Raw genomic sequence first — 19,050 nt, 5'->3', positions numbered from 1 at the left:
CCAATGTGGGAGGGGGCTTGCCCCCCGATGGTGGAGTGTCAGCCTGCTTATTAATGGCTGACCCACCGCAATCGAGAGCACGCCCCCTTCCACATTTAATTGCATCAGTCGTAAGTGATCAGCCTGCTTTCAATACCGCTTTAACCGCCGCCACCGCCCGCTCCACATCCGCCTCTGTCATCGCCGTAAACATCGGCAACGACACGATCAAACGCCCAACCTTTTCCGCTACCGGGAACATACCTTCCTTGAACCCCTGTGCCCGATAAAGGCTCAGCAGATGAATCGGCGGGTAGTGATAGCCAATGCCAACACCTTGTGCCTGCATTTTTTCCATGAAGGTCGCGCGGGCCGGCAGGCCGTCCTGGCGCTCCGGCAGTACCAACTGGAACAGGTGCCAGTTGCTGTTTTCGAAATCGGCCGGCGGCAGTTGCGCACCGTACTTTTCCTCGAAATCACTGCCGAAGCATTTGAAGTAGTGCTGTGCCAGGTGCTGGCGATGGGCGGTGATCTTCTCGATGTGGGCAAACTGCCCCAGGCCGATGGCTGCAGCGATGTCGGTCATGTTGAACTTGCCGCCCAGCACATCCACGTCGAGGCCGTCGAAGCCGGTACGGGTAACGCCCTGGAGGCGATATTTTTCTGCCAGGCGGGCTTCTTCGGCATTGTTCAACACCAGGCAACCGCCCTCGGAAGAGGTGATGTTCTTGTTGGCCTGGAAGCTGAACGATACAAAGTCCCCGGTGGAGCCGATGCGTTCACCATCCCAGCTGGAGCCCAGCGCCTGGGCGGCGTCTTCGACGATGCGCAGGTTGTACTTGTTGGCCAGTGCGTACAGCATCGGCATGTCCAGGGGCAGGCCGGCCAGGTACACCGGGATGATCGCCTTGGTGCGCGGGGTGATTGCGGCTTCCACCTGGGCCAGGTCGATGTTGCGGGTGACCGGGTCGATGTCGGCGAATACCGGCGTGGCACCTACTTCCAGGATCACGTTGGCTGTTGCGACCCAGGAGATCGGTGTGGTGATGACTTCATCGCCAGGCCCGATACCGGCGATGCGCAGGGCGATCTCCATGGTGCAGGTGCCGGAGTTGAAGGTGCGTACCGGCCGGCCGCCAAAGTATTCCGACAGCTGTGCTTCGAACGCCTGCACTTTTGGTCCGCTGGTGATCCAGCCCGAGCGCAGTACATCGCCGACCGCCGAGATGGTGGCTTCATCGATGGTGGGTTTGGAAAACGGCAGAAAAGGCTGTTGGCTCATGGCGACGAAGGCATCCGTTTCAGATTGGCGATGAATGAGAGGCTTATCAGTGCCGGCATAGTTGCACGGCACGACTGAATATAGCCTGTCGCCTGTGAATGAATCGTCACATTGCGGGCAAAAAAATGCCGCTTCAAAAGCGGCATTCTTCAGAGTGAGGGAATCACTCGGTAACAGCGTTCTTCGCAAGGATGGCGTTGGCCAACTCCATATCCGTGGCCTGCAGGCCAGGGTTATCGGCGCGGACTTTCTGCATGGCGGCTTCCAGGTACGGGCCGCGGATGCCGCCGTCGCTGGCAACAAAGCTGCCTGCGTCGTCTTGTGCGGCAACCACCAGCTTGTGGTCCTTGAAGGTCAGGTACGTCGAGCCGGTAGTGGCGCCCGACGAGATGACATTGCGCCAGAAACTGTCGGCCATGGCTGAACCGACTGGAAGGGAAAGCACAGCGAGGGTTGCGACAGCATATTTAAGACGCATGATGGGTGACTCCGGGTGAGTGATCTGTACGGTTTGATTGTAGTTAGCCCAACCGAGTTCCATCACTGACTAAACAGTTTCAACCTTTAAAATGACGCCATCCAGGCCAACCACACGCACTTGAGTGCCTACAGGGCTGTCAGGACCGGTCACCATCCATACGCCATCACCGACTTTTACCTTGCCCCGACCATCCACAATCGCCTGATGTACCAGGAAGACGCGACCGACCAGCTCCGAGCCTCGCTCATTGAGCCCCGGTTGGTCACTGGCTTTGGCGCTGCTGCGCTGGCGTTTCCACCAGTACACCGCCGTCAAGATCGACAATACAGCGAACAGCAACAGTTGCCACTCCAACCCGAGCGGCGGCAGCAGAAACTTGATCACGCCCACGGCTGCCGCAGCTATACCCATCCACAGCAGGTAACCACCGGCACCGAATACCTCAAGAATCAATAGCACCGTACCCAGCGCGAGCCAGTCCCAGAACGAAAGATGCTGCAGGAAATCCCACATGTCGATCGCCTCAGGCTTTCTTGTTGTCGAAGGTTGCCTTGACGATTTCGCCAATACCGCCGACAGCGCCGATCACCTGGCTGGCTTCCAGCGGCATCAGGATCACTTTGCTGTTATTGGCCGACGCCAGCTTGCCAAGGGCATCGATGTATTTCTGCGCGACGAAGTAGTTGATGGCCTGCACGTTACCGGTGGCGATCGCTTCGGAAACGACCTGGGTCGCACGGGCTTCTGCCTCTGCCTGGCGTTCACGGGCTTCAGACTCCAGGAACGCGGCCTGGCGTCCACCTTCGGCTTCAAGAATCTGTGCCTGCTTCTTGCCTTCGGCAGTCAGGATCGCCGACGCCCGCAGGCCTTCGGCTTCCAGGATCTGCGCACGCTTGATCCGCTCGGCTTTCATCTGGCCGGACATGGCGGCCATCAGGTCGGCGGGCGGGCTGATGTCCTTGATTTCGATCCGGGTGATCTTGATGCCCCACGGCGCGGTGGCTTCATCGACGGTGCGCAACAGTTTTTCGTTGATACCGTCGCGCTGGCTGAGCATGGCATCCAGCTCCATGGAGCCGAGCACGGTACGGATATTGGTTTGCAGCAGGTTGCGGATAGCGTGTTCGAGGTTGTTGACCTCGTAGGCGGCCTGGGCGGTATTGACCACCTGGAAGAAGCACACGGCGTCGATCTGCACGGTGGCGTTGTCGGCGGTGATGACTTCCTGGGGCGGAATATCCAGCACGCTTTCCATCACGTTGATCTTGCGGCCGATGCGGTCCATGACCGGAATGATGATGTTGAGACCCGGCTTGAGGGTGTTGGTGTAACGGCCGAAGCGCTCGACGGTCCACTGATAGCCCTGGGGGACCACCTTGAAGCCCATGAACAGGATGGCGATGGCCAAGCCCACGAAAAGAAGCAGTACGGTTCCGATCTGCATAGCGATTCCCTATCTGATGGTGTCAGTTAAACGACGTTCGGCCGATTGTAACGGTCTTGTCACCGATAAGAACGGTTTCAGCACGCGGTAATCAAAGCATTTGTTACCGAATCCCCAGGCGTCACTCGCAACACCTCGGCCATCGTGGTCAGCCCCGCCTTTACTTTTCCCACGCCGGCCATGCGCAGGCTGCACATGCCTTGCGCAACCGCCTCCCTGCGCAGGGACTGCGCGTCGGCGCCTGGAGTGATCAGCGCCTTGAGGGCGTCATTCAGCACCATGATCTCGTAGACCCCGGCGCGCCCCTGAAACCCGCTGTTTCGACATTCCGCACACCCAACCGCTTCGTGGATATCGCCCGCCGCCCGCTTGCAATGAGGGCACAGAAGGCGCACCAAGCGCTGCGCCATCACCCCTAATAGCGTGGCCTTGATCAAATAATGAGCAATGCCCAGTTCCTGCAAGCGGCTGATGGCGCTGGGCGCATCGTTGGTGTGCAGCGTCGATAGCACCAGGTGCCCGGTCAGTGCGGCCTGGATCGCCATTTCGGCGGTTTCCTGGTCGCGGATCTCGCCGATCATGATGATATCCGGGTCCTGGCGTAGCAGGGCTCGGATGCCGCTGGCGAAGGTCAGGTCGATGTTGTGCTGTACCTGCATCTGGTTGAATGCCGGCTCAACCATCTCGATTGGGTCTTCTACCGTGCAGAGGTTGACCTCGCGGGTCGCCAGTTGCTTAAGCGTGGTGTAGAGGGTGCTGGTCTTGCCTGAGCCGGTAGGACCGGTGACCAGGAGGATGCCGTTGGTCTGGCGGGTCATGGTGTGCCATCGCTGCTGGTCCTCACTGGACAAACCCAATTGGTCAAAGTCCTTGAGCAGCACCTGCGGATCGAAAATCCGCATCACCAGTTTTTCGCCAAAGACGGTGGGCAAGGTTGATAGACGCAACTCAACTTCTGCGCCGGCGGGGCTTTTGGTCTTGACCCGACCGTCCTGGGGTTTGCGTTTTTCCGCCACGTTCATCCGCCCGAGGCTTTTCAGGCGGCTGACCACTGCCATCGTCACCTGGGGTGGAAATTGATAGACATCGTGCAACAGCCCATCAATGCGAAAGCGCACGCGGCCTTGTTCACGGCACGGCTCGATATGAATATCACTGGTGCGCTGGGCGAAAGCGTACTGCAACAGCCAGTCGACGATATTGACGATATGCGCGTCGTTGGCGTCCGGCTGCTGGTCGCCGGCGCCGAGGTTGAGCAGCTCGAAGTTGCCAGGCACCGCCACCTTTTGATCCGCACCGCTGACGGACTTCGCCAACCGGTAAAACTCGCTGATACAACGCTGAATGTCCTGGGGGTTGGCAACCACGCGCTTGATCGAACGCTGGAGCACTTGTGCCAGTCCTGATTCCCAACTGGTGACGTGGGGCTGGGCGCTGGCAACTGTGACGGTCTGTGCGTTCACGGCCACTGCAAGGATGGTGTGGCGTTGGGCAAATGCGTGGGACATCAGCGGCACCACCGTTGCGACATCGATCTTCAGCGGGTCGATACGCAAATACGGTTGCCCGACATGTTGGGCAAGCCACTGGGTCAGGGTTTCCAGGCAAGGCCCATGGGCGGCGATGCATTCCAGTGGGTGCTGGCTGCTGCCGGCGGGCAGCGCCGATAAGCGCTGCGCGATGTCGGGAGTGATCAAACCTCCCTCGACCAAGGCCGGGAGCAACTGATGCAGTTCCAATCGGTGATCAGCAGACATGAAGGTTTTCCTGGGTAGCCTCGGACGAAATTTCAGGCTAGCCAGCCTCTGAATATCTTCCTCCCAGCGTATGTTGCAGGCCTTTACTGAGCTGTCGCCACCCGTGCCGCAGGCCGCACGGAATCGGCGGGCCACACCTGCAGCGTGCACACGCTGATCAGGTTTCGAATCTTTTCAGCGATCACTTGGGCGCGGTGCCAGCTCAGGCCATCCATCACGATGTCGATGTTCAGCAGGTCTTCTTGCCGGCTCACGGTGACCTGGCTCGGCGTTAAGAACTGCAACGCAAAATAGTTGAGTACCCGACACAGCACATCGGGCTCCGCCTCGGCGACGATCTGGTAGTGCGCCTGGCAATGGGCGCTGCTGACAGACCACGCATCGACGCGGGTCAGGGGGTGGGTGGTTTCGACGGCATGCATGCTGACTCTCCAGATTCGACTGGAGAAATTTTTACATTCGCTTCGGGAGATTTCTTATCTAAGATGGGCCTTATTTGCGATTAAACGAATTAATCAATTCAGAATAATCAGAATTAAAGGTATTTATATGCACAGCGACTTGGACGTCTACGACCGTCGCATCCTGGCCCTGCTGCAAGAGGACGCCTCGCTGTCGAGCGCGCAGATCGCCGAACAGGTCGGCCTGTCCCAGTCGCCGTGCTGGCGGCGTATCCAGCGGCTCAAGGAGGAGGGGGTGATTCGCGGCCAGGTCACCCTGCTGGATCGCAAGAAAATCGGCCTCAATACGCAGATCTTCGCCGAGGTCAAACTCAACGCCCACGGCCGATCCAACTTCACCGAGTTCACCGAAGCGATTCGCGGGTTTCCGGAAGTCTTGGAGTGTTATGTGCTGATGGGGGCGGTGGATTTTCTGCTGCGCATCGTGACCTCGGACATTGAGGCGTACGAGCGGTTTTTCTTCGAGAAGCTGTCGATGGTGCCCGGGATTCAGGAGGTCAACTCGATTGTGGCGCTGTCTGAAATCAAGTCGACGACCAGCCTGCCAGTATTGCGCTGACCGGCCTCATCGGGAGCAAGTCGATCGTCGTACCGCGACGATTCGACTTGCTCCCGATGGCGATATTACAGGCGCAGCAGGGTCTTCCAGGCACGGTTCTGATACACCGCAATCGCCTGATGCATACGCGCATCCAGCGACTCGTCGGTGATCGGCTGGTTGGCCAGTTGCGCCAGCTTGTTCAGCTCGCCGTACAAACGGTCCAGTTCCGGAATGTCCACCACGTTACGCGCATGGTGCAGCCAGGCCTGGATGCGCTCGATGCGCGGCAGTTGCTCTGCCAGGTCTTCCGGTTGCTGCTGGTAGCGCGGCAGTTGCAGGGCGACGGCATCGTCGGCCAGCAGGCGCGGCAGCCAGTTGGTGATTTGTGCGGCGCCCTGGCGGTTACCGCGCACGTTGCGGTCGGCGGTCCAGGTGCGGGCCAGCAACCAGCGGGATGTGTTCAGCGAGAACAAGCCCCAGCGTACGTCGTCCAACTCTTCGGCGAACTGCTCGGGTGCAGCTTTGCGAATATCTTCGTCGTCGTCGCCGGCCTGGACCAGTGGGCGCCAGTCTTCCAGCAGTGCATCGAGTGCGCTGCGCAGTTCGCTGGTGGATTGACGCGGCGCGGCCTGGCCGAGGCTGCCGATCAGGGCGCGCAGTTCGCCGAGGTTGTCGACCCAGTCTTGCAGCAGACGCCAGTGGCCATTGAAGCGGTATTGCTCGGCCAGGCGCTGGCTGCTGCCGAGCAGGTGCCACATGATTGCGGCGAAGGCGTCGTCCAGCGGCATTTCGGCATGGATCTGCGGCGCTGGCAGGCTCAAGGAGTAGCTGCTGGCGTCGTACAGGCGGTAGCCGCGCTCGGCCTTGCTGATGTCACACGGCATCAGTGCGAGGGTGGCGGCCAGCTCGGCGGCCAACTCCAGCAGGGCAGCCGGTTCGCCTTCGCGCAGTTCCAGTTCCAGCTCGCAGATTTCTTCTTTCTGCTTGCCGACCACTACATGGCCCAGGTCCAGGGCGGCTTCGATCACCACCTTGGCCTTGCCACGGCCCCAAGCGATTTCGGCGCGTTCGCGCACGAAGTCGGTGGTGAAGATCGGCTTGAGGGTCTTTTTGTCCAACTCGGCCAACTGCTCGGGCCAGCACTCGCCATCGAGTTTCTTCACGTCGAGCTTGGCTTTGGGCAGGTCCCAGTTGTACTCGTTGCGTTCCGACAAACCGGCGACGCTTTGGCCACGGGTCTTGAGGGTCTGGATAATGTCGTCACCGTCCTTGCGCAGGCGCAGGGCGACTTTGGCCTGGGCCAGGTCGCGCTCGGGGGTGTCGAAGTACTGGTTCATCAACTCACGGCGTTCCCAGCCACTTTTGTTGCGTTTTTTCAGTAACGGGTGCTCACGCAGCGCGGCGAGTGTTTCGCGGCTGACGCGGAGCTTGATTTCGGTTTCTTTCTGCATGGCCGGAAAATCCAGGATCGGGAGCGCAGCCGGGAAAAAGAGTGGCTGCCAAGGTCGTGCAGTGTACAGGACTGAGCCCGGCAACGCGCCGCAACGGTTTATTGTGTCGTGCAGATGCCTCTATAGTGGGGCTCGTCCGGGAAGTAGGGAGACCGCGCATGCCGTTACCGTCCATGAAAGAGCAGTTCGCCGCGCTGATTGCAGCGCCTTCGGTGAGTTGCACCCAAGCGTCTCTCGACCAGACCAACCGCCCCGTGATCGATTTGCTCGCCAGTTGGTTGGGCGACCTGGGTTTTTCCATCGACATCCAGCCCGTCAGCCCCGGCAAATTCAACCTGCTGGCCAGTTTCGGTACTGGCCCCGGCGGTCTGGTGTTGGCCGGCCATAGCGATACCGTTCCTTATGACGCTGCGCTGTGGAAGACCGATCCGCTCAAGCTGACGGAAGTCGACGGCCGCTGGGTAGGATTGGGCAGTTGCGACATGAAGGGCTTTTTCGCGCTGGCGATTGAAGCGGTGTTGCCGCTGCTGGATCAGCCGTTCAAGCAGCCGTTGCTGATCCTCGCCACCTGCGATGAGGAAAGCTCCATGTCCGGTGCCCGGGCATTGGCCGAAGCGGGTCGCCCATTGGGCCGCGCGGCAGTAATCGGCGAACCAACCGGGCTCAAGCCGATCCGCCTGCACAAAGGCGTGATGATGGAGCGCATCGACATTCTCGGCCAAAGCGGCCATTCGTCGGATCCAAACCTGGGCCACAGCGCCCTCGAAGCCATGCACGACGCCATCGGCGAACTGCGCGGCCTACGCCTGGCCTGGCAGCGCGAGTACCGCAATACACAATTCAGCGTGCCGCAACCGACCATGAACTTCGGCTGTATCCATGGCGGCGACAACCCCAACCGTATCTGCGGCCAGTGCTCCCTGGAATTCGACCTACGGCCCTTGCCGGGCATGGATCCCGAAGTGCTGCGTGCGGCGATCCGGCAAAAGCTCGAACCGCTGGCCGAGCGCCATAAAGTCAAGATCGACTACGCGCCGTTATTCCCCGCAGTGCCGCCGTTCGAACAGGCCGAAGACGCCGAGCTGGTGCGGGTCGCGGAACGATTGACCGGTCATCGTGCCGAAGCAGTAGCGTTCGGCACCGAAGCGCCTTATCTTCAGCGCCTTGGTTGTGAAACCCTGGTGCTGGGCCCTGGCGACATCGCCTGTGCCCATCAACCGGGCGAGTACCTCGAAATGTCACGCTTGACGCCTACAGTGCGTCTATTGCGGGAACTGATCGAACATTACTGCCTGAAACCTGCGTAAATTAACCCCTGTCCATTCGTACATAAGGAGAGCGAGCGTGTCGCCAAGCCTGTTCCGACGATAACCATCAGCCCGCTGTGCGTTTTCACGACTCATCCTTTTTTGGCTGCTTTTTATTACAGGCCCAGGTTCCATGCCCGACTACGTTAATTGGCTTCGTCACGCTTCGCCCTACATCAACGCCCACCGCGACTGCACCTTTGTGGTCATGTTGCCCGGCGACGGTGTGGATCATCCGAACTTCGGCAATATCGTCCACGACCTGGTGCTGCTCCACAGCCTGGGCGTGCGCCTGGTGCTGGTGCACGGTTCGCGCCCACAGATCGAAGCGCGCCTTGAAGCACGCGGCTTGATCCCGACTTACCACGAAGGCATGCGCATCACCGATGCCGCGACGCTGGAGTGTGTGATCGACGCGGTCGGCCACCTGCGTATCGCCATCGAAGCGCGCTTGTCGATGGACATGGCTTCGTCGCCGATGCAGGGCTCGCGCCTGCGGGTGGCCAGCGGCAACCTGGTGACCGCGCGTCCTATCGGCGTGCTCGAAGGCGTGGACTATCACCACACCGGCGAAGTGCGTCGGGTCGATCGCAAGGGCATCAATCGTCTGCTGGATGAGCGCTCCATCGTGCTGCTGTCGCCCCTGGGCTATTCGCCTACGGGTGAAATCTTCAACCTGGCCTGCGAAGACGTCGCCACCCGCGCCGCCATCGACCTGGGGGCCGACAAGCTGCTGCTGTTCGGCGCCGATCTCGGCCTGATCGATGAAAACGGCCGTCTGGTGCGCGAACTGCGCCCGCAACAAGTGCCGGCACACCTGCAACGCCTGGGCAGCAGCAACTACCAGTCCGAATTGCTCGATGCGGCCGCCCAGGCCTGCCGGGGTGGGGTAGGGCGCAGCCACATCGTCAGCTACGCCGAAGATGGCGCCTTGCTCACTGAACTATTCACCCGCGATGGCGGCGGCACGCTGGTGGCCCAGGAGCAGTTCGAACTGGTCCGCGAGGCGGCGATTGAAGACGTCGGCGGTTTGCTCGACCTGATCAGCCCGCTGGAAGAGCAAGGCATCCTGGTACGCCGTTCACGGGAAGTGCTCGAGCGTGAGATCGAGCAGTTCAGTGTGGTGGAGCGCGAAGGCATGATCATCGCGTGTGCAGCGTTGTATCAGATCGCCGATTCGGACGCGGGTGAACTGGCGTGCCTGGCGGTGAACCCCGAGTACCGCCACGGCGGGCGCGGTGATGAGCTGTTGGAGCGAATTGAAACCCGTGCCCGGGCGCAGGGGTTGAAGACCTTGTTCGTGCTTACCACGCGCACTGCCCACTGGTTCCGTGAGCGCGGCTTTGTGCCGAGCAGCGTTGATCGCCTGCCCTCGGCGCGGGCCTCGCTGTACAACTACCAGCGTAACTCGAAGATTTTCGAGAAGGCCTTGTAAAGCCCTATCCCCAAGTCACTGGGCAGGCTCGCGTAAGAGCCTGCCCGCGTCGCAGGCCAATCTGGCGTGCCGTCACGCACGACTAAAGTTTAAGCATTCTTGATCTGACGCCGATAACAGGATGGCGGCTATGGATAGATTGTGGGCGTACCACAACCACCTGAATCGTCGAATGGGCGGCTTGGACAACAAAAGAAACTATTAGTGACACAAAAACTGTAACAAATTGACGAGAGGATGTGCCTTTGGCCATGATGGCGTCGCCTTTTTGATCGTGGGTGACGTATGCGGCAGAGCGGCCACACTAATCGATCTAAAAAAGCGCTAATAAATACCCTTTAGGAATTAGCTTGTTAAGCGGATGGTCTATGCTGGCCTGTCCGCACTACGGACAGGCTTATTCCTGAATCGTATGAAAAAGAATGAAATAATTCTTTTTGGGTGTATGAAAAACTCATTACCCTGCAGGGACCAAATCAACAGTGGTTAGACGAAGGTAGTAGACACACAAGGTTACGATTGACTTGTCAGTCACTATCCGGTGCTAATCGCGCATCTGTGGATCGAGGGCGTCAGACCCGAGACCAAAGAAATACAAAAATTAGAAATGAGAGGAGCGGTACATGAAGAAGTCCACCTTGGCACTGTCTGTAGCTTTGGGCGTCATCGCTCAGCAAGCAGGCGCTGCCGGTTTCATCGAAGACAGCAAGGCGAGCGTTACTGCACGCAATTTCTACATCAACCAAGATAACCGTGATGGCGCTGCCAAACCCAACAAGCAGGAAGAATGGGGCCAAGGCTTCATTTTCAACTTCGCTTCCGGCTACACCCAGGGTACGGTCGGTTTTGGTGTTGACGCAATTGGCCTGTACGGCGTGCGACTGGACTCCGGTAAAGGCACTGCCTACAACAACAACAGCGCCAACAAGGGCGGCATTGTGTTCCCAAGCGACAGCGACGGTCGCGCGGTGGACGATTTCGGTAGCATAGGCCTGACCGGTAAGGTCAAGGTCTCCAAGACTGAACTGCGTCTGGGTACCCTGCAGCCAAAACTGCCGGTCGTTACCTCTAACGACGGTCGTCTGCTGCCGCAAACCTTCGAAGGTGGCCAGATCACCTCCAACGACATCGACAACCTGACACTGGTTGGCGGTAAGTTGGAACATGCCAAAGGTCGTAACTCTTCGAACAACGACTCGCTGACCATTGCTGGCTCCAACGGTGCTACTCGCACTGCTACTGCCAACGCCCGCAGCAACGAGTTCTACTACGCCGGTGGTGACTACAAGATCACCAAGGACCTGACTGCCCAGTACTACTACGGCAACCTGTCCGACTTCTACAAACAGCACTTCCTGGGCCTGTCCCACAACTGGGCATTGCCCGTTGGCGTGTTCAAGACCGATCTGCGTTACTTCAACAGTGATTCTGATGGCAAGAACTCCAGCCAGGAAGGTCGTGTTGCCGGCTACCGCGCTTCTGGCTATCAGAACAACGGCGAAGTTGACAACCGTACTTGGAGTGCGAAGTTCACCTACGCCCTTCAAGGCCACGCGATCAGCGCAGGCTACCAGCGTGTAAACGGCACCAGTGACTTTCCGTTCCTCAACCAGGGTGACGGTGCTTCGTCCTACCTGATCACTGACGTGCAGATCGGCAAGTTCCAACGCGCCGGCGAGCGTACCTGGTTGGCCCAGTACGCCTACGACTTCGCAGCCATCGGCTTGCCAGGTCTGACCACCTCCGTGATGTACCTCAAGGGTGACAACGTAGCGACTACCACCGGTGACAAAGGCGAGTGGGAGCGTGACTTCAACCTGGGCTACGTAGTTCCTGAAGGTACCTTCAAAGGCCTGGGCGTTGCCTGGAAGAACGCTTCGCTGCGTTCCGAAGTGGCTACTCAGCGTAACCAGGACGAAAACCGTCTGATCGTCAGCTATACCCTGCCTATCCTGTAAGACTGGCTGTAAAACCTTGCCCGGCGCACTGCCGGGCAAGGTGTCTTGCTTTCAAGTCGGGCTAAACCCCCGCAAGCCCTTCCTGAACCCCTCTTTGTACAGCGTCTCAAGGCCTTCTCGAACCTTGGAACCGATGGTGCGCCTCCCCATTTCCCACGTCCAATGAACACATTTTTAATATTCCTTTATCGTCTAGATAAATCGATATTTATTCTTTTTAAATAATCCGTAATCCATGCACAGTGGGCTCCATAAGCACTCACCAGGAGCCACACCATGAGCCTAAGACTGGGCGACATCGCCCCCGACTTCGAACAGGATTCCAGCGCCGGCAAGATTCGTTTCCACGAATGGCTGGGCGACAGCTGGGGTGTGTTGTTTTCCCACCCGGCCGACTTCACCCCGGTGTGCACCACCGAGCTGGGCTTCACCGCCAAGCTCAAGGACGAATTCGCCAAGCGCGGCGTCAAGGCCATCGCCCTGTCGGTAGACCCGGTGGATTCGCACCACAAGTGGATCGAAGACATCAACGAAACCCAGGATACCGTCGTCAACTTTCCGATCCTGGCCGACGCCGACCGCAAGGTTTCGGACCTCTATGACCTGATCCACCCGAACGCCAGTGACACCCTCACCGTACGGTCCTTGTTCGTGATCGACCCGAACAAGAAGATCCGCCTGACTATCACCTACCCGGCCAGCACCGGTCGTAACTTCCACGAAATCCTGCGGGTTATCGACTCGCTGCAGCTGACCGACAACTACAAAGTCGCCACCCCCGCCAACTGGCAGGACGGTGATGAAGTGGTGATCGTGCCGTCGCTCAAGGATGAGGAAGAGATCAAGAAGCGCTTTCCCAAGGGTTATCGGGCCGTGAAGCCGTATCTGCGGCTTACTCCACAACCCAATCGTTAGCACATAACTTTGTGGGAGGGGGCTTGCCCCCGATAGCGGTGGATCAGCCAAGTCGTTGGTCACTGAACACCGTAATCGGGAGCAAGCCCCCTCCCACGTTTTGACTGCATTTCAAGTTGCAAACCGAATCACATAGCAGGGGTTTTCAGGCCGTTTCAACGGCCTTTTTTTTCGCCTGGCGACTTATAAATCTCATATGCATTTAAAGAATAAACAAATGAAAAAATAAGATTTATAGATATATGAATCTGCTGATAAGGTCTGTTCCATCTTGGCGCCATCGCCACACGGCGAACCGCCGGCACTTGCTCAAGGAATTCCTGCATGTTGGTCGTAACACTTGGAGGCAGTCCCAGCCAGCGTTCCCGCTCCGGGGTCTTGCTGGAAAAAACCCGTCAGTGGTTGCAAGACAAAGGCGTTGAAGTGGTGAGTTACCAGATACGGGACTTCCCGGCTGAAGACTTGCTGCATGCACGCTTCGACAGCCCCAAGGTCATTGACCTGCTGCAACAGGTGGCTAACGCGGATGGCTTGGTCATCGCCACGCCGGTGTACAAGGCGTCGTTCTCCGGCGCGTTGAAAACCGTGCTCGACCTGCTGCCCGAGCGCGCCCTGGCCCACAAGATTGTGTTGCCGATGGCTACCGGCGGCAGCATCGCCCACATGCTGGCGGTGGATTACGCCTTGAAGCCGGTGTTGTCGGCCCTCAAGGCCCAGGAATTGCTCCACGGGATTTTTGCCGAGGACAGCCAGATCGCCTACGGCGAAGGCAGTGCCCAGGCGCAACTGGTGCCGGTCCTCGAACACCGGTTGCACGAGGCCCTGGAGACGCTTTATGGCGCCATGGCCCGTCGTCCGAAACCGTTGGACCCGCATGTGTTGAATGAACGTTTGTTGAGTGCTCGCTGGAGCATTTAAGTCAGCCTCACCGCTATATAGATGTACTCACCTTACTCAGCCGCCAACGGCCAAGCAGGTGCAGCCAACCCCCTCATCGCATTATTTGGAGAGAGCGCCATGCGCACTGTCATCTTGCGTCGTGGTCTGGTCGCACTGTTTGCTGCGGCTGTGTCCTTCGGCGCCATCGTTCAGGCCCAAGCCGCCGAGACCTTGCGGATCGGTTATCAGAAATACGGCACCCTGGTGCTGCTCAAGGCCAAGGGCACCCTGGAAAAACGCCTGGCCGCCCAAGGTGTGCAGGTGCAATGGACCGAGTTTCCCGGCGGCCCGCAACTGCTTGAAGGCCTGAACGTCGGCTCCATCGACTTCGGTGTCACCGGCGAAACCCCGCCGGTCTTCGCCCAGGCCGCCGGTGCCGACCTGCTCTACGTGGCCTACGAGCCGCCAGCGCCGACCAGTGAAGCGATCCTGGTGCCGAAAGACTCGACGATCAAATCGGTGGCCGAGCTCAAGGGCAAGAAAGTCGTGCTCAACAAAGGCTCCAACGTGCACTACCTGCTGGTGCGTGCCCTGGAAGATGCCGGCCTGAAATACACCGACGTGCAGACCGTGTTCCTGCCCCCCGCCGATGCCCGTGCCGCCTTCGAGCGTGGCAGCGTGGACGCCTGGGTGATCTGGGACCCGTACCAGGCCGCCGCCGAGAAACAACTGCAAGCGCGCACCCTGCGTGACGGCACCGGCATCGCCGACAACCACCAGTTCTACCTGGCTACCAAGCCATACGCCGAAAAGCATCCGGAAGTGGTCAAGGCGCTGATCGAAGAAGTGCGCGCGGTGGGCGAGTGGTCCAAGGCCAACCCCCAGGAAGTCACCGAGCAAGTCGCGCCGCTGCTGGGCCTGCCGGCAGACATCACCCTGACCTCGGTGAAACGCCAGGGCTATGGCGCGCTGTTCCTGACCCCGGAAGTGGTGGCGGCCCAGCAGAAAATCGCCGACAGCTTCTACCAACTCAAATTGATCCCCAAGCCCTTGAGCATCAAGGACGTGATCTGGACGCCACCTGCTGCCGTGGCTAAAGCGCCGTAATCCGATTTCTTCAGGAGACAACTCCATGAGCCTCACTATTTTCTGGTTCCTGCCTACCCACGGCGACGGCCATTACCTTGGCACCGCCGAAGGCGCTCGTGCCGTCGACCACGGTTATTTGCAGCAAGTGGCCCAGGCCGCTGACCGCCTGGGATTCGGCGGGGTGCTGATCCCCACCGGCCGTTCCTGCGAAGACTCCTGGCTGGTGGCCGCCTCGCTGATCCCGGTGACCCAGCGTTTGAAATTCCTTGTCGCGCTGCGCCCCGGGATTATTTCCCCGACGGTGGCGGCGCGTCAGGCCGCGACCCTGGATCGCCTGTCCGGCGGCCGTGCGTTGTTCAACCTGGTGACCGGTGGTGACCCGGAAGAGCTGGCTGGCGATGGCTTGTTCCTCAGCCACGAAGAGCGCTACCAGGCGTCCGTGGAATTCACCCGCATCTGGCGCCGCGTGCTGGAAGGCGAAACCGTGGATTACGACGGCGAGCACATCAGCGTCAAAGGCGCCAAGTTGCTCTACCCGCCGATCCAGCAGCCACGCCCGCCGCTGTACTTCGGTGGTTCCTCCGAAGCGGCTCAGGACCTGGCCGCCGAACAAGTGGAGATGGTGCTGACCTGGGGCGAGCCACCGGCTGCAGTCGCCGAGAAGATCGAACAGGTGCGGGCCAAGGCGGCGAAGCTCGGGCGCACCGTGCGCTTCGGTATTCGTCTGCATGTGATCGTGCGCGAAACCAACGAGGAGGCCTGGAAAGCCGCCGACAAACTGATCTCCCATCTGGACGACGACACCATCGCCCGTGCCCAGGCTTCCCTGGCGCGCTTCGATTCCGTCGGCCAGCAGCGCATGGCGGCCTTGCATGGCGGCAACCGCGACAACCTGGAAGTCAGCCCCAACCTGTGGGCCGGCGTCGGCCTGGTGCGTGGCGGTGCGGGGACCGCGCTGGTGGGCGATGGTCCGACGGTTGCAGAACGGGTCAAGGAGTACGCAGCGCTGGGCATCGACACCTTTATCTTCTCCGGTTATCCACACCTGGAAGAGTCCTATCGGGTCGCCGAGCTGCTGTTCCCGCACCTGGATATCGAACGTCCGGAGTTGCCGAAAAGTGCCGGTTACGTGAGCCCGTTCGGTGAGATGGTCGCCAACGACATCCTTCCCAAAGCTGCGTCACAGAGCTGAGGCGGCGCCATGAATTTTGAAAAATTGAGCCATCGCGTGGCGCCCTGGGTGCTGCCGATTCTATTGCTGGCGGTGTGGCAGTTGTCGGTGTCGGCGGGCTGGTTGTCGACACGCATCCTGCCGGCGCCCAGTGCGGTGATTGAGGCCGGGGTCAATCTGGTGCGCAGCGGTGAAATCTGGACGCACCTGGCCATCAGTGGCTGGCGTGCCGGCCTGGGCTTTGTGATCGGTGGCAGCATCGGCCTGGCGCTGGGGTTTATCACCGGCCTGTCGACGTGGGGCGAACGCCTGCTGGACAGCTCGGTGCAGATGATCCGCAACGTGCCGCACCTGGCGCTGATTCCGCTGGTGATCCTATGGTTTGGCATCGACGAGACCGCGAAGATTTTCCTGGTGGCCCTCGGCACGCTGTTCCCGATCTACCTCAACACCTACCACGGCATCCGCAACGTCGACCCGGCGCTGGTAGAAATGTCGCGCAGCTATGGCTTGTCCGGTTTCAGCCTGTTCTGGCAAGTGATCCTGCCGGGCGCGCTGCCATCGATCCTGGTGGGCGTGCGCTTTGCCCTGGGCTTTATGTGGCTGACGCTGATCGTGGCGGAAACCATTTCCGCCAGCTCGGGTATCGGCTACCTGGCGATGAACGCCCGCGAATTCCTGCAAACCGACGTGGTGGTGTTGGCCATCGTGATGTACGCCATCCTCGGCAAGCTGGCCGATTTGGCCGCGCGCGGTCTGGAACGTGTTTGGTTGCGTTGGCACCCGGCGTATCAAGTCAATAAAGGAGGTGCGGCATGACGGCTCAACAACCTCCGCGCCTGCTGAAGGGGATTCCCCTGGCGGTGCGCAAATTACGCAAGGCCTTCGGTGCGCGGGAAGTGCTCAAGGAAATTGATCTGCACATTCCGGCGGGCCAGTTCGTGGCCGTGGTGGGTCGCAGTGGCTGCGGTAAGAGTACGTTGCTGCGCCTGTTGGCCGGCCTGGACAAAGCCAGCGGCGGCGAGCTGCTGGCCGGTTCCGCGCCGCTGAGCGAAGCGATTGAAGACACACGGTTGATGTTCCAGGAAGCGCGCCTGCTGCCGTGGAAAAAGATCATCGACAACGTCGGCCTTGGCCTCAAAGGCAACTGGCGCCCTAAAGCCTTGGAGGCCCTGGAAGCGGTCGGCCTGGCCGAACGTGCCAATGAGTGGCCGGCGGCCTTGTCCGGTGGCCAGAAGCAGCGTGTGGCGTTGGCTCGCGCCTTGATCCACCAGCCGCGTCTGCTGCTGCTCGACGAACCGCTGGGCGCCCTGGACGCCCTGACCCGTATCGAGATGCAGCAACTGATCGAAAACCTCTGGCAAAAACACGGTTTCACCGTGTTGCTGGTGACCCATGACGTCAGCGAAGCCGTGGCCATTGCCGACCGGGTGATCCTGATCGAAGACGGCGAAATCGGCCTCGACCTGATCGTCGACCTGCCGCGTCCACGGGCCCGTGGCTCACATCGCCTGGCCGCGCTGGAAGCGCAAGTACTTAACCGTGTGCTGTCGTTACCCGGCACGCCGCCGGAACCCGAACCTGTTTCACCGCTGCCTACGCAATTGCGTTGGGCTCAATAACTCACTTGTCCCACGAAGGAAGTCCACCATGACTATTAAAGCCATCAACGTGCGTAACCAGTTCAAAGGCACCATCAAGGAAATCGTAGTCGGCGACGTGCTGTCGGAAATCGACGTGCAGACCGCGTCCGGTATCGTCACGTCCGTGATCACTACTCGCTCGGTCAAAGAGCTGGAGCTGGTGATTGGCAGTGAAGTGATTGCCTTTGTGAAGTCGACTGAGGTGTCGATCGCCAAGTTGTGATCACTTGATACCGTCATCGGGAGCAAGTCGAATCGTCGCACCGCCCCTCCCACATATTGATCTGTGAACACATTCAAAATGTGGGAGGGGGCTTGCTCCCGATGAGGCCCCCCCGCCAACCCAGGGTTCAGCGCTTAGGCAGATACGCCGGTAAATACAGTCCCACATACGCATCAAACACGCGCATCCCTTCCTCCGCCATTCGCGGCGTGATCAGCCCATGCTGATGCACCGAGCGCGCATAGACGCGGTCGCTTAATTCCAGCGCCAAGGCGAACACATCCACATCGGCGGGCAGCGTCGGCACTTCAAAGTGGCGGTCGAACACTTCCAGCATCAAATCCCCCAGCTCCAGATCATGCTGACGGTCCGCCTGGGTCACCTCGGTCAGCCCGTGCTGGGCCAGGATCAACTGCCGCGCGGCGGCGTCGTTGCTGTAGATGATGAGCATGCGCTGTTCGACGATGTAGGACAGGTCGCGCCAATGCTTGAGTGAATCGTGGTCGATGGGCGCCTGAATGGCGGAGCGGAAGGCCGCATGGACATCTGCGGTCAGTGCCTCCAGGAGCGCCGGCACGCTGGCGAAAAAGTGATACACCGATGACGGCGGAATCTGCGCGCGCCCGGCCACGCTGTAGATCGACAAACTGGCCACGCCTTCGGTGGCCAGCAAGGTGCGGGCGGCGTCGAGAATCGCGTCGATCCGCGCCTGGCTGCGGGCACGGGGTTTGCGAGGGGCGGCGGGGCGGGTGGGCATGGAAGTCTCCTACAAGGCAGCGGGCATTGTATGAGTAGGAGTCTGTGTTGTCTTCCAGGCCGCCATCGGGGGCAAGCTCCCTCCCACATTTTTGATCTGTGAATACATTCGAAGTGTGGGAGGGGGCTTGCCCCCGATAAGCGTGGGTATCTACACAACTTTGGCTCAACGCTGAACGCCCGGCAGATAGGGCTGTTGTGGCGAGCGGGCTTGTCCCGCGTAGGGCTGCGTAGCAGCCCCAATAAGGAAGAACGCGGTGTATCAGACACTCTGTGGA

The 19,050-nt window shown here is 59.9% G+C and carries 19 protein-coding genes; 11 read left to right on the top strand and 8 right to left on the bottom strand.

The window, feature by feature from the left end; genetic code table 11:
- Positions 1-118: 118 nt before the first annotated feature.
- From AB1462_RS30500 to AB1462_RS30475, 6 genes are all read right to left on the bottom strand, one after another.
- A complete protein-coding gene (locus tag AB1462_RS30500; RefSeq protein WP_090401572.1) occupies positions 119-1,261 on the bottom strand; it encodes a DegT/DnrJ/EryC1/StrS aminotransferase family protein in 1,143 nt (380 codons plus the stop codon).
- 163 nt (positions 1,262-1,424) lie between these two features.
- Positions 1,425-1,739 carry a DUF2388 domain-containing protein gene (locus tag AB1462_RS30495; RefSeq protein ID WP_003176799.1) on the bottom strand — a complete coding sequence of 105 codons (315 nt, stop codon included), beginning with the start codon at positions 1,737-1,739 and terminating at the stop codon, positions 1,425-1,427.
- A 69-nt stretch (positions 1,740-1,808) separates the two neighbouring features.
- Positions 1,809-2,255 (bottom strand): NfeD family protein, encoded by a 447-nt coding sequence (locus AB1462_RS30490; RefSeq protein ID WP_090401573.1) that lies wholly within the window; start codon positions 2,253-2,255, stop codon positions 1,809-1,811.
- A gap of 10 nt (positions 2,256-2,265) precedes the next feature.
- A complete protein-coding gene (locus AB1462_RS30485; RefSeq protein ID WP_027608388.1) occupies positions 2,266-3,186 on the bottom strand; it encodes an SPFH domain-containing protein in 921 nt (306 codons plus the stop codon).
- A 77-nt stretch (positions 3,187-3,263) separates the two neighbouring features.
- Positions 3,264-4,943, bottom strand: a complete 1,680-nt coding sequence (locus tag AB1462_RS30480) for a GspE/PulE family protein (protein WP_315335339.1) — start codon at positions 4,941-4,943, stop codon at positions 3,264-3,266.
- A gap of 83 nt (positions 4,944-5,026) precedes the next feature.
- Entirely contained in the window at positions 5,027-5,365 is a 339-nt protein-coding gene (locus AB1462_RS30475; RefSeq protein WP_367248843.1) for a hypothetical protein, read from the bottom strand.
- 127 nt (positions 5,366-5,492) lie between these two features.
- Here AB1462_RS30475 and AB1462_RS30470 point away from each other — a divergent pair, with 127 nt between their 5' ends.
- Positions 5,493-5,963, top strand: a complete 471-nt coding sequence (locus AB1462_RS30470) for an Lrp/AsnC family transcriptional regulator (RefSeq protein ID WP_367248841.1) — start codon at positions 5,493-5,495, stop codon at positions 5,961-5,963.
- Between the two features lie 65 nt (positions 5,964-6,028).
- On the opposite strand, the gene AB1462_RS30465 is transcribed toward AB1462_RS30470, so the two are convergent.
- Entirely contained in the window at positions 6,029-7,396 is a 1,368-nt protein-coding gene (locus AB1462_RS30465; protein WP_259191725.1) for a CYTH domain-containing protein, read from the bottom strand.
- 158 nt (positions 7,397-7,554) lie between these two features.
- On the opposite strand from AB1462_RS30465, the gene argE reads away from it, so the two are divergent.
- The 10 genes from argE (at position 7,555) to AB1462_RS30415 (ending at position 18,016) form a co-directional block, all read left to right on the top strand.
- On the top strand, positions 7,555-8,703 hold the full coding sequence (gene argE / locus AB1462_RS30460) for an acetylornithine deacetylase (protein ID WP_367248840.1): 1,149 nt from the start codon (positions 7,555-7,557) through the stop codon (positions 8,701-8,703).
- A gap of 133 nt (positions 8,704-8,836) precedes the next feature.
- Complete coding sequence (argA, locus tag AB1462_RS30455) at positions 8,837-10,138, top strand: amino-acid N-acetyltransferase (protein ID WP_090401578.1); 1,302 nt, start codon at positions 8,837-8,839, stop codon at positions 10,136-10,138.
- A 623-nt stretch (positions 10,139-10,761) separates the two neighbouring features.
- A complete protein-coding gene (locus AB1462_RS30450; RefSeq protein ID WP_315335337.1) occupies positions 10,762-12,096 on the top strand; it encodes an OprD family porin in 1,335 nt (444 codons plus the stop codon).
- 276 nt (positions 12,097-12,372) lie between these two features.
- Positions 12,373-13,011 (top strand): peroxiredoxin, encoded by a 639-nt coding sequence (locus AB1462_RS30445; RefSeq protein WP_184745145.1) that lies wholly within the window; start codon positions 12,373-12,375, stop codon positions 13,009-13,011.
- 324 nt (positions 13,012-13,335) lie between these two features.
- Positions 13,336-13,929, top strand: a complete 594-nt coding sequence (gene ssuE / locus AB1462_RS30440; protein WP_090401581.1) for an NADPH-dependent FMN reductase — start codon at positions 13,336-13,338, stop codon at positions 13,927-13,929.
- Positions 13,930-14,028: 99 nt separating this feature from the next.
- Positions 14,029-14,997 carry a sulfonate ABC transporter substrate-binding protein gene (locus AB1462_RS30435; RefSeq protein WP_027608397.1) on the top strand — a complete coding sequence of 323 codons (969 nt, stop codon included), beginning with the start codon at positions 14,029-14,031 and terminating at the stop codon, positions 14,995-14,997.
- Between the two features lie 25 nt (positions 14,998-15,022).
- A complete protein-coding gene (ssuD, locus tag AB1462_RS30430) occupies positions 15,023-16,171 on the top strand; it encodes an FMNH2-dependent alkanesulfonate monooxygenase (RefSeq protein WP_027608398.1) in 1,149 nt (382 codons plus the stop codon).
- Between the two features lie 9 nt (positions 16,172-16,180).
- Positions 16,181-16,969 carry an aliphatic sulfonate ABC transporter permease SsuC gene (gene ssuC / locus AB1462_RS30425; RefSeq protein WP_053127863.1) on the top strand — a complete coding sequence of 263 codons (789 nt, stop codon included), beginning with the start codon at positions 16,181-16,183 and terminating at the stop codon, positions 16,967-16,969.
- Positions 16,966-17,772 (top strand): aliphatic sulfonates ABC transporter ATP-binding protein, encoded by an 807-nt coding sequence (ssuB, locus tag AB1462_RS30420; protein WP_027608400.1) that lies wholly within the window; start codon positions 16,966-16,968, stop codon positions 17,770-17,772. The genes ssuC and ssuB overlap by 4 nt, the downstream gene beginning before the upstream one ends.
- Positions 17,773-17,800: 28 nt before the next feature.
- Positions 17,801-18,016 carry a molybdopterin-binding protein gene (locus AB1462_RS30415; protein WP_003176783.1) on the top strand — a complete coding sequence of 72 codons (216 nt, stop codon included), beginning with the start codon at positions 17,801-17,803 and terminating at the stop codon, positions 18,014-18,016.
- A 127-nt stretch (positions 18,017-18,143) separates the two neighbouring features.
- On the opposite strand, the gene AB1462_RS30410 is transcribed toward AB1462_RS30415, so the two are convergent.
- Entirely contained in the window at positions 18,144-18,773 is a 630-nt protein-coding gene (locus tag AB1462_RS30410) for a TetR/AcrR family transcriptional regulator (RefSeq protein WP_090401584.1), read from the bottom strand.
- Positions 18,774-19,050: the final 277 nt, after the last annotated feature.

Source organism: Pseudomonas sp. SB113 (assembly GCF_040754745.1).
GTDB classification, from domain to species: Bacteria; Pseudomonadota; Gammaproteobacteria; order Pseudomonadales; family Pseudomonadaceae; genus Aquipseudomonas; species Aquipseudomonas grimontii.
The sequence above is the reverse complement of the archived record's forward strand: the minus strand, read 5'-3'. Positions and strand labels throughout refer to the sequence as shown.